Genomic DNA, 13,959 nt, shown 5'->3' with positions numbered 1-13,959 from the left:
GTCTCAGCCCGCCTTCATGGCAAGGCCGGTGGCGGCGTCGAACACACGCACGGACGCCTGGGCCGGCGCGACAACCGCTGTCTGCCCGATCGCCAGCCCGACGTCATTGTCGAACACCGCCTTCACCGTGCTCTCGCCCTGGCCGAAATGGACGATGGTGCGCGCGCCGATGCGCTCGACGAAGGTTACCGGCATCGACAGGCCGCGGTCTGAGAGAATCACCTGCTCAGGCCGAAAGCCGTAGAGCACATCTTCGCGCGCGGCCCTCACCGCCGGGGCGAGATTGTCCGGCAGCGGCGGCGTGACACCGAGCGGCCCGAGATCGATGACCAGGCCACGATCGCTTTCCGCCGGCCTGCCCTTGAGCAGGTTCATGCCCGGCGCACCGATGAAGCGGGCGACAAAGACGTTGGCCGGATCGTTGTAGACCTCGAGCGGCGTGCCGACCTGCTGCAGCACGCCATGGTCCATCACCGCGATGCGATCGGCCATGGTCATCGCTTCGAGCTGGTCGTGGGTGACATAGACCATGGTCTGCCGGAACTGACGCTGCAGCTGTTTCAATTCGGTCCGCATCACCGCCCGGAAGGCGGCGTCGACATTGGACAGCGGCTCGTCGAGCAGGAAAATCGCCGGCTCCGTGATCGCCGAACGGCCGATCGCCACGCGCTGCAATATGTTGACCGACAGCCTGTCGGCCTTGCGGCCGAGCAGCGGCGTCAGCTGCAGTATCTCGGCGATCGCGCCGACGCGGCGGTCGATCTCGGCCCTCGGCGCGCCGCGCATTTTTGGGCCGTAGGCGAGGTTCTGCCGCACGCTCATATGGGTGAAGATCGCATAGTTCTGGAAGACGAAGCCGACGCCGCGCCGTCCCATCGGCACGCCGGCCATGTCGCGCTCGCCGAACAGGATCCTGCCGCTGGTCGGCTCTTCCATGCCGGCGATCATGTTCATCGTCGTCGACTTGCCGCAGCCCGACGGCCCAAGCAGCGCCATGAACTCGCCGTCGGCGATGGCAAGATCCATCGTCTTCAGCGCGGTGAAGTCGCCGAACTTCTTGACCAGGTTCTGCAGATGGATCGCGCTCATGCCGGCACCTCGCGTACCCGGGCCATGCGCTTCATCGCAAACACCGCGGCGATGGACAGCACGATCAGGATGGCCAGCGCGATCGCCGCGACATAGCCCCAGATCAGGTCCTGGGTGGTGAGCTTGTAGATGTAGACGGAGATGGTCTCGGTGGCGACGCCGGGACCGCCGCCCGTCATGATGTAGAGCGTGTCGAAGATCTTGAAGTTCTCGATGACCCTGATTGCCAGTGCGATGATGATGATCGTCTTCATCTTCGGCAGCACGATGGTGACGAAGCGCTGCCAGGGATTGGCGCCAAGCAGCGTCGCCGCTTTGATCTGGTCCTCGGGCACGCCGACCAGGCCGGCAAGCAGGATGAGGAACATCAGCGGCGTCCATTGCCAGATGTCGGCGAGCATGACGGCGATGAGCGCCAGCGTCGGGTCCGACAGCCAGGCGATGGTGACGGGAAAGCCTGATAGCGCCGACAGGATGTCGTTGACCGGTCCGCCTGACTGGAACAGCATGAAGAACATGTAGCCGGCCACCGCCGGCACCACCATCATCGGCATCAGCAGGATCGAATAGAAGATCCGCTTGCCCGGGAACTCGTCGGCAAACAGCGTGGCGAGTGCCAAGCCGAGCAGGAATTCCGCCGGCACGCAGACGATCATGACGATGGCCGTTCTCTTGAGCGCGCTCCAGAAGCGCGCGTCGGCGGCAAGGTCGGTGTAGTTGGCGAAGTTGTTCCACAGCGACCAGGCGCTCCACCAGCCGAGGCCGGACAGCGGCGACCAGTCGGTCAGGCTGATATAGAGCTGCATCAACAGCGGAAACACCGCGATGAACAGCACCAGGATCTGCGCCGGCAGTGTCAGCCGGAAACCGAGCTTTACCCCTTCGTCCCGAAGGGTCGGCTTTGCCTGGACGGTTTTCATCACGTCCTCCGGAATCGTGGCAGTGACCGCGCTCATTGCTTGAGCGCCCCGAAGGTCAGCCCGCGCACCAGATGGCGCTGGATCGCGATGCCCATGATGACAGGCGGCACCGCCGCGATCAGGCCGAGTGCCGCCTTGGCACCGTAGAGCTGGCCGGTCATCGAAGACGACAGCGAGGCCATGTAGACCGGCACCGTCACCCATTCGCGTGTCGTCAAAAGCAGCGCGATCAGATAGTCCGACCAGTTGAGGATGAAGACGAACAGCGCGGCACTGGCCAGCGGCGCGCGCATCATCGGCAGCGTGATGCGGGTGAAAACGCGCAATCGCGAGCAGCCCTCGACCAGCGCCGCTTCCTCGATCTCGCGCGGCATGTCGTCGAAGAACGTCTTCATCAGCCAGAATGCAAAGGGCAGCGTGACGATGCCGTAGATCAGCGACAGCCCCCACCAGCTGTCGGTAAAGTTGAGAAAGGCCCACATGATCATCACCGGGGTCATCACCGCCATCGGCGGAAACAGGCGGAGCTGGATCAGCGCCAGCGGCAGGTTCTGGCCCGAGCCGAAGCGCGACAGCCCGTAGGCCGCCGCGGTGCCCGCCGACATGGCGATCGCCGTTCCGAACACCGCCGACAGCAGCGATGACAGGATCGGTTTCAGGGCGGTACGGTCGAGCGCGACGATCAGGTTGTTGGTCGATTCACCGAAGACGAAGCGGAAATTGCTGAGCGTCGGGTTCTTCGGCCACCAGGTCAGGTCGGCGCCGGTCGCCGACCATTCGGCGATCGGCTTGAAGGCCATCGAGACCATCCACAGGATCGGCACCAGCGTCACCGCCATAGCAGCAAGGATCGCTGCATAGCGGTATATTTCGAAAGGAACGGAACGCTTCATTTTGCAGCTTTGCTGGTACCATCGTTTGCGGAGGGGAAGAGCAAACTCCTCCCCTCCATTCGTATGCTGGGAGGAGGATCAGCTGATCGGATCGAGAACGGTGGGCCAGGCCTCCTTGTTGGTCTTGATGGCTTCGAGAAGCTTCTCCTCGCCGGTGCGGCGGGCGATCTTCTTCCATTCGGCCTCGGTGTCGACCATCGCCTGCTCGGCGGTCTTGGCCTTGGTCAGCGCGGCAACGAGGTTCTCGTCCAGCGCATTGTGGAAGGCGGTGGCGCCGGGATAGTTGATGGTCGGCACGGTGCGGGCGACCGTCTCTCGCACCACATCCATGTGATAGGCGTGATAGGTCTGGCGGACCAGCGGGTCGGAGAAATCCGACAGCCGGAACGGATCGAAATAGCCGCCCGGATTGGCGGTCATCCAAGCATAGATGCGGCTCGATCCGAGCCACTGCAGGAACAGGTAGCAGGCCTCCGGATTCTTGGCCTGCGAGGAGACCGAAGCCGATAAATTGAGCCACAGCACCGAACGGCTGATCAGCTTGCCGTCGATCTCGCGGCCCGGCGGCAGCATCGAGCCGATCTTGCCGGTGACAGCTGAATCCTTATTGCCGGCATTGTCGAGGAATTTCGGCAGGTTGGAGAAGGCGCAAGTCATGGCGGCGCCGCCCTTGGCGAAGTTGCCGTACTGCTCCGGCCAGCCCCAGGAGATCGCATCCGGCGAATGATGGGCCAGCGAGGCGATGTACTCGTTGGTCGCGGCTATGCCTTGCTCCGAATTGATCAGCGGCTTGCCGGTATCGTCGAACAGGAACTGATTGGGCGAAGCCATTGAGACATAACGCTGATACCAGTTGGTGTAGCCCCAGCCCTGGTTGCGCAGATCGGTTGAGCCGAACAGGCCCTTGTCGGGGCGCTGGAAGAAGGCCGCGATCTCGTCATGCTGCTTCCAGGTCCTTGGCGGCGCCAGTTCGTAGTCATGCTTGTCGGAGAAGGCTTTCTTCTCGGCCGCGTCGCCGAACAGATCGGTGCGATAGACCCAGGTCTGGAAATCGCCATCCAGCGACACGCCATAGGTCGAGCCGCGATACTGGTTGAGCAGCGAGACGCCCTTGGCGCCGTTGACATAGCCGCGCTCGGGATCGTCCCATTCCGGCTTGTACTGGGCGACGAAGTCGTCGAGCTTCAGGATGCCGCCGGTTTCGGCTAGGTCGCCGAGACGGTTCCATTCGACCGCGTAGATGTCATAGGCTCCACCCTTGGTGGAGATGTCCTGCATCGTCTTGGTGAATTCCTGACCGTTCGGCACACCGACGATCTCGAGCGGAATGCCGGTTTCCTTCTCCCACAGATCCTTGATCGAAGGCGCACCGGCGGGAAACGGCTGCGTCAGCTGGCCGATCGAGCCATCGGACAGGCCGAGCACGATCTTGGCCGGCGCCTTGCCGGCACCCTTCATCGCCTTGGCCGCCTCGATGGCGCGGCCTTCCGGCGTGTCGGCGCCATATTGATAGCGCTCCGAGCCGTCGAAGCCGGTCGGGCCGCCGATCATGCCCGGCGCCAGGGCGTCGGCCGCATAGGCGCGGCTGGGACGGATGAATTTCGGTGCGATACCTGCGGCGGCAACAAGCACGGCCGCCTTTCCACCGGACGCCAGCAAACGGCGCCGCGACATGCGGATCATATCAGACATTGGAAGTCCTCCCTCGAGAGCCTTGTTCCTCCACGGCCCTCATGATGGATATTGACGGCACTATGGGAAGGCTGTCAACATCATAAATAATCAAAACACGTCATAACATCGCAAATGAGGGAGAGGATGCAGTCCAGCGAGGTCAGCCCACGGCACCTAGTGCTTGAATTTGAGGGAACCGAGCGCCGCGCCGATCATTTCGGCCCGGCTCGACGATTTGGTGTAGCGCGCCGGCTTGCGCATCGGCTAAGGCCGGATACATCATTTCCCATCAGAATCGCGGATGACAATGAAATCGTCGTCCGCCATCCGATCCGCTAATCCGCGATTTTGATGCGCCTGTAGCGCACCAGCAATGAGGTGATCGACTGTGCGGTCCACTCTGACAGACATAGCCCGGGAAGCCGGCGTTTCAGCCGCGACGGTCGACCGTGTGCTCAACAACCGCGCCGGGGTCAGGGCGCGCACCCGCGAGGTCGTGCTGGAAACGGCGCAGCGGCTAGGCTACATCGCTGAAAATTCGAACGGCCCGACCCCGCGCAATGCGCTGCGCGGCGATGTCATACGGCTCGACTTCGCCCTGCCCGCCGGCACCAATTCCTTCATCAAGATGCTGCACCGGCACATCGAGGCGCAGGCGCAGTCAAGACCGGACCTCGATGTGCGCGTTGCCACGATCGAAGGCTTCAATCCCGACCGGCTTGCCCGCCTGCTGCAGGAATTGCGCGGCCAGACGCAAGGCGTCGGCGTCATCGCGCTCGACCATCCGACGGTCCGCGAGGCGATCCGCTCGCTATCGGCCAGCGGCGTCAAGGTCGTCACCATCGCATCCGATATCCTGCACGTGCCGAGGGTCGCCTATATCGGCATCGACAACCGCGCCGCCGGCCGGCTCGCCGGCTACCTGCTCAACCGCTTCATGGCCGCCGATCGTCCGGGCAAGGTCGCGCTGTTCGCCGGCTCGCTCTCCTATCGCGGCCATGAGGAGCGCGAGATGGGCTTCCGCCACATCCTGACGGAAGACTCGCCCAATCTGCAGATCGTTGAGATGCGCGAGATGCTCGACGACCGGGAAAAGGCCTATTTGGAGGCCTCCGCTCTGCTGGACCGGCACCCGGACCTGGCCGCGATCTACAATGTCGGCGCCGGCAACACCGGCATCGCTCGCGCACTTAAGGAGCGAGGCCGGGCGCTGTCGACCGTGTTTCTCGGCCACGAAGTGACGGAAGGCACCAAGGACCTTTTACTCGACGGCACGCTCGACGCGGTCATCGACCAGAACCCGCGCGTCGAGGCCCGCGAAGCGCTCAACACCTTGAGCCACGCGATCAGGGACTTGCCCTACGAGTTGCACCAGCCGAGGCTGCAGGTAATCTTCAGGGAAAGCATCCCGGAGATCTGAACGGAAGCTCCCGGGATTAAGAGAGGCCGCGCCAGCAAGCGCGGGCTTTGGCGCTCCGGCGATCAGGGTAATCTTGAGCTCGATGCCATGCGGGCTGTTGTCTTCGGGGACGAGGACGACCGGGATCGCCTCCGCATGCGAAACGATTCGGCATTCGGCTGGTTCGCGGCGGAAGCGGCTGCCGCGAGGATCGTTCGCGAATACTGGCGCGGCACGCTCGGGCTTGGCCGCGGCGAGACGCTGGCTGCGGCCTATTGGCGACTGGGCGCGGCGGGACTGATGGCCGGCTAGATCTTGCTTACCATCGCTTGCGCGTCCTCGCCAATGCCGATCGCGATCCGGTCGCCGGAGACAATGCCTGATATGTCGCAGACGACCAGCGGCATGCTGACATCGTAGAGGAACTCGGCGACGATGGCGCCGACGGCCAGGATCGGGTCGGGCCGCTCCAGGATGATGCCGGCCGGCGCCGTGCCCCTGCGGATCGCCTCGGCCAGAACCGAAGACGAGGACGACGAGCCGCGCCCGGATGTCATCACCAGGATCTTGCCGGCGACATTACCGCCCGCATCCGGATGCGAACGATCGATAATGTCGCCTGTATCGACATCGACACCGCCCCAGAAGCTGAGCGCTTGCGGCAGCACCAGCGCCGAGCCTTGCGCCTCGCCGGCAAGCTGGAACGTGCCAACTCTCTTCAAGACCGACTTTTTCAACCCTTTCATCGCGCGCCCCGCACGACATGGCCGGCCGCTGCCGAGCGGACGCAATCTTCGATGTCGCCGAACGCCACCGACACGCCGATATTGCCGGGCGCGTAATGCGCCCATTTACCGGAATTGGTCATCACCACGCCGTCGAGACGCTCGAGGATCGAGGTGACATAAGTGCAGGTATCCGTAACCGGAATGAGGTTGAACTTTTCCGCATCGTCCAGTTGGCCCTCGTCCTGCAATCTCTTCAAGGTGGCGCGCCCGGTGTTGACATAGATGGGGATGCCGCCGGCCGGCGCGATATGGCGTAGCAGCGGCAACAGGCGCATCCACTCGTCATGCGAGAAATGCGGCGTGCCGAGCGACACCGCCGCTAGCGGCGCGCCGTCGGGCACGCTCGACAGTTTTGCCAGCGCATGGTCGATGTTGGCGCGCGTGATGCGGATCGTCTCGTCCGGCGCCATGCCGTGAAACACCTCGTTGAGCGTGTTCGCTTCCGGCGTGATGCCGACCGCATGGAACAGCGCCACCGCGCCCGTCGTCGCCGCCGCTGCACCCAGCGCCTTCAGCTGGTCCTCGTCGCGCGGATGCGGCAGGCCCGATATGACCGGAATGCGGTCGCCACTCGCCTGCCCGATGATCAGCCCGACGCCAACGAACAGGGCGTCGGTAGGCTCGGAAGAACCGGTCAGCTCGAACAGGATTTGGCCGCGTCGATTATCGCTGAGATGCAACCCCCAGGCCGGCGCGCGCCCGGTCATCGCGCAGCACAGGTCGATGAAATCGCCATAGCGGTTGGTCCGCGCGCCGATCACTGAATTGGCGAAGACGATCGCGTTGGACTCGCCCCAGGCGATCTGCTCGCCGAAAGCCGGGCGGAACCGGGTCTGATAGGGCGCGCAGGTGAAGGTCGCCTGGCAGCCGAGTTCCAGATGCGCCTTCATCAGTCGGCGCGCCGGCACTTCTTCGGCGGCCGGCATCTTCACCAGCCCGGGATGGATGAGGTCGAACGAGCCGACATTGAGTGTTGTCGGCACCCGAACGCGGCCGCCGCCCTCGACCAGCCTTTCGACGAAATCGAGGCTGGCTTGGCCGTGATAGAGGCAGCCATCGATATGGGCTCCTGCAATGTCCAACAGCTTGCGCGCGCCGACTGCGTTGGAAAAGGCGACCAGGATCTTCATCGCTGCGGCCACGGCCGGGCCCTGCTCGCCATCGAGCATGGACTGATCCTCGGTCGTCAATTCCAGCATCATCGGTATGCTCCGGCGCCCCACTATGCCCGACAGATGGAGGGACAGCACCCCCTCTGCCCGGCAGGGCAGAGGGGTGGGAAGGATCGCCAACTTTCGAGTTAGCTCCCAGCGATCAGCACCGTGCTCTCCGGCGACCAGCGCAGCACCACTTTTTGCCCCTCCGCCAACCTTTCAATGCCGGTGTTCTGCACGATGACCTTGAGCGTCTGCCCGCCGCGATCGACGAAATAAGTGCTGTTGTTGCCGGCGAAGATACGCTTGGAAACCTGCCCCCGGAGCATATTGGCGTTCGGATCAGACGTCCCTGAATCGGTGGCGATGCGGATGCGTTCGGGCCGCACCGCGCAGCTCGCCCTGGCGCCGGCGGCAAGCGCCGCGCCTGCCCCGGCGGCGATCGCCGTGCCGTCGGGCAAGCGGATGCCGGTGCCGGTGGTCTCGCCGCGAAAGATGTTGGCGTCGCCGAGGAAGGTGGCGGCGAACTCGCTCTTCGGGCTGTCGTAGATCTCCTCCGGCGGTCCTTCCTGCACCAGCCGACCGTCGCGCAGGATGCCGATGCGGTCGCTCATCGTCAGCGCTTCTTCCTGGTCGTGGGTGACGAAGATGGTGGTGATGCCGATCTCGCGCTGGATGCGTTTCAGCTCGATCTGCATGTCGACCCGCAGCGCTTTGTCGAGCGCGCCCAGCGGCTCGTCGAGCAAAAGCACGCGCGGCTTGGTGACGATGGCGCGCGCCAGTGCGACGCGCTGGCGCTGGCCGCCGGACAGCTGATGCGGCCGGCGGCTACCGAGCTTGCCGAGCTGCACCAGGTCAAGCGCATGCTGCACCTCGCTGGCTATCGTTGCCCTGGCTTCGCCACGCACCGACAGGCCGAAGGCGACATTGTCACCCACGTTCATATTGGGAAACAGCGCATAGTTCTGGAACACCATGCCGATGCGCCGCTTCTCGACCGGCACCCGCTCGACGCTCTCGCCGCCGATGGCGATTCGGCCGGAGTCGGGAAAATCGAAACCGGCAATCTGCCGCAGCAGCGTGGTCTTGCCGCTGCCCGACGGCCCAAGCAGTGCATAGAAACCACCGTCGGCGAAATCGATGGACACGTCGTCCAGCGCCTTGTGCGCGCCGAAGCTGCGCGACAAATTCGATACCTGCACGCCGGCCATTATTTCTCTCCGCCGAATTTGAAGAACCGTGCCGTAAGCAACATCAGCGCCATTGAGACGACGATGATGATCGTCGAGACGGCATTGATCTCCGGCGTAAAACCTTTGCGGATCGCGGCGTAGATTTCGACCGGCAACGTCGTCTGGCCCGGCGTCGACAGGAAGTAGGAGACCACGAACTGGTCGAACGACACGGCAAAGGCGAACAGCCCGCCGGCGATGACGCCCGGCATGATCCAGGGCAGCGTCACGCGAGAAGTCACCTGCCACTGGTTGGCGCCGAGCGAACGCGCCGCCTCTTCCAGCTCCGGCGCAAATGTCTGCAGCCGGGCCGAGACGACGACGATGACATAGGGCAGCGCCAGCGCGACATGGCCGAGCAGGATCGCAAACAGGCCACGCCCGATGCCGACGCCGAAGAAGAAGATCAGCATCGCCGTGCCGGTGATCAGCCACGGAATGGCGATCGGTGGAAACAGCAGCGCTTGCAGGACTTTCTTGCCGCGGAATTCATAGCGGTAGAGCGCCAGCGAAGCCGCCGAGCCGAGCACCGTGGAGATGATGGTGGTGATGATGGCGATCTCTATGCTGTTCCAGGTGGCGGAGATCAGTTGATCGTTCTGCCACAACGAAGCGTACCACTCCGTCGTCCATTCGAACGGCAACTGGTAGAAGGGCGAGACGTTGAACGACATCAGCGCCATGATGATAACAGGCAGGTAGAGGAAGGCGAGCAGCAGCCAGATGTAGAGGCGGCCACACCATTCCAGGATACGCGTCGTTGCCATCACGCAGGCCTCCGCAGCACCGGTGACGCCAACGCCAGGATGACCAGGACGACGGCCAGCAGGATGAACGACAAGGCAGCGCCGAGCGGCCAGTTGAAGACGGCGACGAACTGATCCTCGATGATCGTGCCGTAAAAAGTGCCGGTGCGCCCGCCGAGGATGCGCGGTTCCATGAACGAGCCGACGACGGGAACGAAGATCAGCGCCGCACCGGCGACCAGCCCTGGCATGGACAGAGGGATGATCACCCGCCTCAACATCTGCAGTCTTGAGGCGCCGAGCGAGCGCCCTGCCTCGATCAGCGAGTCATCGATGGCCTGCAGCGTCAGATAACAGGTCAGCACCATGTAGGGCACATAGGAGTGCACCAGCCCGATGATGACGGCCGGATAGGAATACATCAGGTCGATGTTAATCTTGAACGGCAGCACGGCGTTGAGCGCGCTGTCGAGAATGCCGCCTTCGCGCAGCACCATCGCCCAGGAGAAGATGCGCACCAGCCCGTTCGACCAGAACGGCAGGATGACGAGCAGGAAGATCGCCTCGCGGCTGCGCCCCTTCAGCACCTTGGCCAGCACATAGGCCGCGGGATAGCCGATGACGACGCACCACAGCGTTACCTCGAGCCCGAGCCTGAGCGACGCCAGCAGCAGCGTCAAATACAGCCGCTCTGAGAAGAAGGTGGCGTAGTTGTCGAGCGTGAACGCCCACACCTTCCCCGCCAGGGGCAATTCGGTCATGAAGGAGAAGAAGACCATGGCCGACAGCGGCAAAAAGATCGCCACCGTCAGCCAGAGATAGGCAGGCAGGAGCAACGGCAACGCCGATCGCAATCCGCTCCTCGAACCGGTCGCGACCTGTCCAGCCATATGCTCCTCCCGAAAAGCTTGCCGTTACTTCACCCCGCCCGTTACTTCACATTGACCTTGATCTCCTGCCACAGCGCCAGATAGGCCTCGCGCTGCGCATCGGTGATCGGCGCCTGGAACTGGATGCGTTTGGCGACATCAGGGTCGCCCATCACCTTGCGGTTGAACGCATCTTCGGGAAGCGCGGCAACCGCCTTGGTGTTGGCCGAGACCGGCGCGCCGACCTTGGTGACCCATTCAACGTAGAAGCCGGGATCAATCATGTAGTTGATGAAGGCCTCGGCGCCGGCGACGTTCTTGGCACCGACCGGAATGGAAAAAGCGTCGAGCCAGGCGACGGCGCCTTCCCTTGGGATGACCAGCGCGACCGGCAGCTTGAAATGCGTCTTGGCCCGGTCGGCCGAACCGCTCCAATAGGTGCCGATGTCGATCTGGTTGGAGGCGACCATCTGGTTCCAGTCGTTTTCCGAGCTCCAGAATGTCTTGATCTGCGGCATCAGCGAGGTCAGCTTCGCCTTGACCGCTTCCATATCCTTGATGTCGTTTATGTTCTGGCCGGTGGCGATGGCGCCGAACTGGACCGCTTCGACGGCATCGTCGCGAATGACTACGCGGCCCTTATGCGCCTCGTTCCACATCTCGGTGATGCTGGTCGGCGGCGTCTCGAAGGATTTCTCGTTGATGGCGAGCGCGGTCAAGCCCCACACCCATGGCACGCCATAGACCTTGCCATCGCGGGCGAGCATCGGCGAGCCTGCCTTGTCCGGGCTGATGTCGGCATAGTTGGGAATCTTCGAGACGTCGATCGGCTGGATCAGCTTTTCCGCCATCGCCTGGTCGTTGAAGGCCGCGTTGATCATGACGACGTCGTAGAGGCCGGGATTGGTCCTCAGCTTGGTCAGCATTTCCTGTTCGGAATTGAAGAAGTCGTTGACGACCTTGTTGCCGGTCGCCTTCTCGAAGGCGGCAATGGCCCAGGGCTCGTCGGCGCCGTAGCCCTTCCAGTTGAGCACATGCACCTCGTCGGCCCTGGCGGCCAGCGTGAGTGCCGAAGCGAAGACGGCGGTTGCTGTCACAAATGCAGTCAATTTTGGCATGCGCATGTTCGTTCCTCTCATTGTTTGCCCGGTTGGCGGGCTTGTTGCGTCATTTATTCTGTCATAAATGGGCCTTTTGCTTCCGGCCGTGCACGGATCGATCGTCATGGCTGAGGAATGTCTGGATCTCCTCGTCGGTCGGCGCCGACGACCCGCCATGGCGGGTGACCGAGAGCGCCGCCGCCGCATTGGCGTAACTTGCCGCTTCGAAGGGCGGCACGCCGCGCGACAGCGCGCTGACGAAGGCGCCGATATGCGTGTCGCCGGCGCCGTTGGTATCGACGGCGGCAACCTTGAAACCGGGCACGGCCTGCGCGGTGCCGTCAGCCAGCCGCACGAAGCAGCCTTTCGCCCCGGCGCGGATGATGACCCCCTCGGCGGTCGGGCAGTGATTGGAAAGAAGCCGGGCAGCAATGGCCTCGACAGCGCCGGGGCCGGCAATCTCGGCCGCTTCCGTTGTGTTGCAGCTCAGCCAGTTCGTGCGCGCCAGCACCCGGTCGAGAATGGCGCGCGGAATCTCCGATATGACAGGCGTCGGATCGAAGACGAAGGGAATTTCCGCCGGCAGCGCCTCGATCCAGTCGGCCAGCGCGTCGCGGCTCCCGACATAGCTCAGCGTATAGCCGGAGACGAACACCCAATCCCCCGGCGCAACCCGGACGGGCGCCATCATGCCGAGGCTGAGCACACTCTCGGCACCAGGCCATGACACGAAGGTGCGCTCGGCGTCGCCGCTGATCATGGCGACGCAATTGCCGCTGTCCATCACGGGTGATGGCGGGGTCAGCGTTGCGATGCCCTCGGCGGCCAAGGCGGCGCGCAGGAAGTCGCCATTCGGTCCGCTGCCGAGCTGGCCGCCGAAGACGACCTTCATGCCGGTGCGGCTGGCCGCGACCATCATGTTGAAGCCGCCGCCGGCGACCTGGGCAAAGCTCGATGCGGTCTTTTCGGTGCCGGGCGCCGGCAAGGCGTCGATGCGGTAGACATAGTCGACCACCGCGCTGCCGATATGGACGAGACGCCCGCTCATGCCGCCGCATCCTTGCCTGAACCGCGTTTCGCCATCCGCACCGCGACCAGATCGGCGGCGAGCGCGCGCACCTGCGCCATGTCGAGCCCTTGGAGCCGGGCGATGTGTTCCTGCGGCAATCGGGAAAAGCCGGTGCAGGCGCCTGCCATGCCGGCGGCAATGGCGCCGATCGTGTCGGTGTCGCCGCCGAGATTGGCGCTGATGACGGCCGCCTGCCAGGGATCGCCACCGGCTATTTCCAGCACCGCGAAGGCCGCCGGAATCGATTCCTGGCTGGCGACGCCGGTGCCGACCAGGTCGATGATCAGCCGGATGCCGTCAGTGACAGCCTTGCCGCGGGCGAGGCTCCTCGCCCAGTCGATCCGCGCGGCGATATCGCCGCCGGTGACCCAGTGTCCGAGTGCCGCCCCTTGCCTTGCCGCCACAACCGCACGGTCCGAGGCTGCTCGCCAATCGCCGCCGGCAACACCGCAGCTGACGGCGGCAGCGACGGCTGCGGCCGAGGCAATGGCGATCGAGGTGTTGTGCGTGGCGCGGCAGGTTTCCGCCACCTTGGCGACCAACCCGTCGAGCGGCTCCAGCGGCATCATGATGCCGACCGGCGCGATGCGCATCGCCGCGCCATTGGTATCGCCGCTGCGTCCCGCTTCCGCGGCCGGCACGCCGTCATTGATGGCGTCGATGGCGCGCTTGGTCGACGGGCCGAGCAGGTCATAGCTGCCGCGCGCCTTGACCTCGCGCTCCCAGTCGAGCAGCGCGTTGACCCAGCGCGCATGATCGAAGTTGTCGCCTGAAACAACCAGGACACGACCGAGCAGCAGCGCCTGTTCGGTGTCGTCGGTAACAGTGCCGGCGACCAGGCCCTTCGACACCGGATGATCGGCGACGGGCGCGACGAAATCCTCGACCTGGCCGTAGAGCTCGGCGATGCGGGCCGGCGACAAAAGCTGCGTCGGCATGCCGAGCGCATCGCCCAGCGCACCGCCGATAAGCGCACCCATCGCCCGGTCGATCGCCTCGCCCGTCTCCATTCTCAGCGTGTCCATG

14 protein-coding genes are annotated in these 13,959 nt (G+C 64.1%); 2 read left to right on the top strand and 12 right to left on the bottom strand.

What is annotated here, in order from left to right; all coding sequences use genetic code 11:
* Positions 1–3: 3 nt before the first annotated feature.
* From AC0NIE_RS16985 to AC0NIE_RS16970, 4 genes are all read right to left on the bottom strand, one after another.
* A complete protein-coding gene (locus tag AC0NIE_RS16985; protein WP_473488146.1) occupies positions 4–1,089 on the bottom strand; it encodes an ABC transporter ATP-binding protein in 1,086 nt (361 codons plus the stop codon).
* A complete protein-coding gene (locus tag AC0NIE_RS16980; RefSeq protein ID WP_473488147.1) occupies positions 1,086–2,045 on the bottom strand; it encodes a carbohydrate ABC transporter permease in 960 nt (319 codons plus the stop codon). The genes AC0NIE_RS16985 and AC0NIE_RS16980 overlap by 4 nt, the downstream gene beginning before the upstream one ends.
* A complete protein-coding gene (locus AC0NIE_RS16975; RefSeq protein ID WP_473488148.1) occupies positions 2,042–2,902 on the bottom strand; it encodes a carbohydrate ABC transporter permease in 861 nt (286 codons plus the stop codon). Before AC0NIE_RS16975 ends, AC0NIE_RS16980 begins: the two co-directional genes overlap by 4 nt.
* Positions 2,903–2,980: 78 nt before the next feature.
* Positions 2,981–4,594, bottom strand: coding sequence for an extracellular solute-binding protein (locus tag AC0NIE_RS16970; RefSeq protein ID WP_473488149.1), 1,614 nt, complete (start codon positions 4,592–4,594; stop codon positions 2,981–2,983).
* A 370-nt stretch (positions 4,595–4,964) separates the two neighbouring features.
* Here AC0NIE_RS16970 and AC0NIE_RS16965 point away from each other — a divergent pair, with 370 nt between their 5' ends.
* Positions 4,965–5,996 (top strand): LacI family DNA-binding transcriptional regulator, encoded by a 1,032-nt coding sequence (locus tag AC0NIE_RS16965; protein ID WP_473488150.1) that lies wholly within the window; start codon positions 4,965–4,967, stop codon positions 5,994–5,996.
* A gap of 135 nt (positions 5,997–6,131) precedes the next feature.
* Positions 6,132–6,287, top strand: a complete 156-nt coding sequence (locus AC0NIE_RS16960; RefSeq protein WP_473488151.1) for an SIP domain-containing protein — start codon at positions 6,132–6,134, stop codon at positions 6,285–6,287.
* Here AC0NIE_RS16960 and AC0NIE_RS16955 read toward each other — a convergent pair.
* The 8 genes from AC0NIE_RS16955 to AC0NIE_RS16920 all read right to left on the bottom strand — a co-directional run bounded on the left by AC0NIE_RS16955 (position 6,284) and on the right by AC0NIE_RS16920 (position 13,958).
* Positions 6,284–6,721: an aconitase X swivel domain-containing protein gene (locus tag AC0NIE_RS16955; protein WP_473488152.1), complete on the bottom strand. Its 438-nt coding sequence runs from the start codon at positions 6,719–6,721 to the stop codon at positions 6,284–6,286. The genes AC0NIE_RS16960 and AC0NIE_RS16955 overlap by 4 nt on opposite strands.
* Positions 6,718–7,965 (bottom strand): aconitase X, encoded by a 1,248-nt coding sequence (locus AC0NIE_RS16950; RefSeq protein ID WP_473488153.1) that lies wholly within the window; start codon positions 7,963–7,965, stop codon positions 6,718–6,720. The genes AC0NIE_RS16955 and AC0NIE_RS16950 overlap by 4 nt, the downstream gene beginning before the upstream one ends.
* Positions 7,966–8,063: 98 nt before the next feature.
* Positions 8,064–9,128 (bottom strand): ABC transporter ATP-binding protein, encoded by a 1,065-nt coding sequence (locus AC0NIE_RS16945; protein WP_473488154.1) that lies wholly within the window; start codon positions 9,126–9,128, stop codon positions 8,064–8,066.
* Positions 9,128–9,916, bottom strand: coding sequence for an ABC transporter permease (locus AC0NIE_RS16940; protein ID WP_123152071.1), 789 nt, complete (start codon positions 9,914–9,916; stop codon positions 9,128–9,130). The genes AC0NIE_RS16945 and AC0NIE_RS16940 overlap by 1 nt, the downstream gene beginning before the upstream one ends.
* Positions 9,916–10,785 (bottom strand): ABC transporter permease, encoded by an 870-nt coding sequence (locus AC0NIE_RS16935; RefSeq protein ID WP_473488155.1) that lies wholly within the window; start codon positions 10,783–10,785, stop codon positions 9,916–9,918. The genes AC0NIE_RS16940 and AC0NIE_RS16935 overlap by 1 nt, the downstream gene beginning before the upstream one ends.
* Before the next feature lie 41 nt (positions 10,786–10,826).
* Positions 10,827–11,888, bottom strand: a complete 1,062-nt coding sequence (locus AC0NIE_RS16930; RefSeq protein WP_473488156.1) for an ABC transporter substrate-binding protein — start codon at positions 11,886–11,888, stop codon at positions 10,827–10,829.
* A 55-nt stretch (positions 11,889–11,943) separates the two neighbouring features.
* The gene (locus tag AC0NIE_RS16925) at positions 11,944–12,912 is read right to left on the bottom strand and encodes a PfkB family carbohydrate kinase (protein ID WP_473488157.1); all 969 of its coding nucleotides are present in this window, start codon (positions 12,910–12,912) and stop codon (positions 11,944–11,946) included.
* Complete coding sequence (locus tag AC0NIE_RS16920) at positions 12,909–13,958, bottom strand: ADP-ribosylglycohydrolase family protein (RefSeq protein WP_473488158.1); 1,050 nt, start codon at positions 13,956–13,958, stop codon at positions 12,909–12,911. Before AC0NIE_RS16920 ends, AC0NIE_RS16925 begins: the two co-directional genes overlap by 4 nt.
* Between the last annotated feature and the right edge of the window lies 1 nt (position 13,959).

It is taken from the genome of Mesorhizobium sp. WSM4842, from assembly GCF_055901575.1.
Note: the sequence above shows the minus strand (reverse complement) of the source record. Positions and strands in the feature narration are given on the sequence as shown.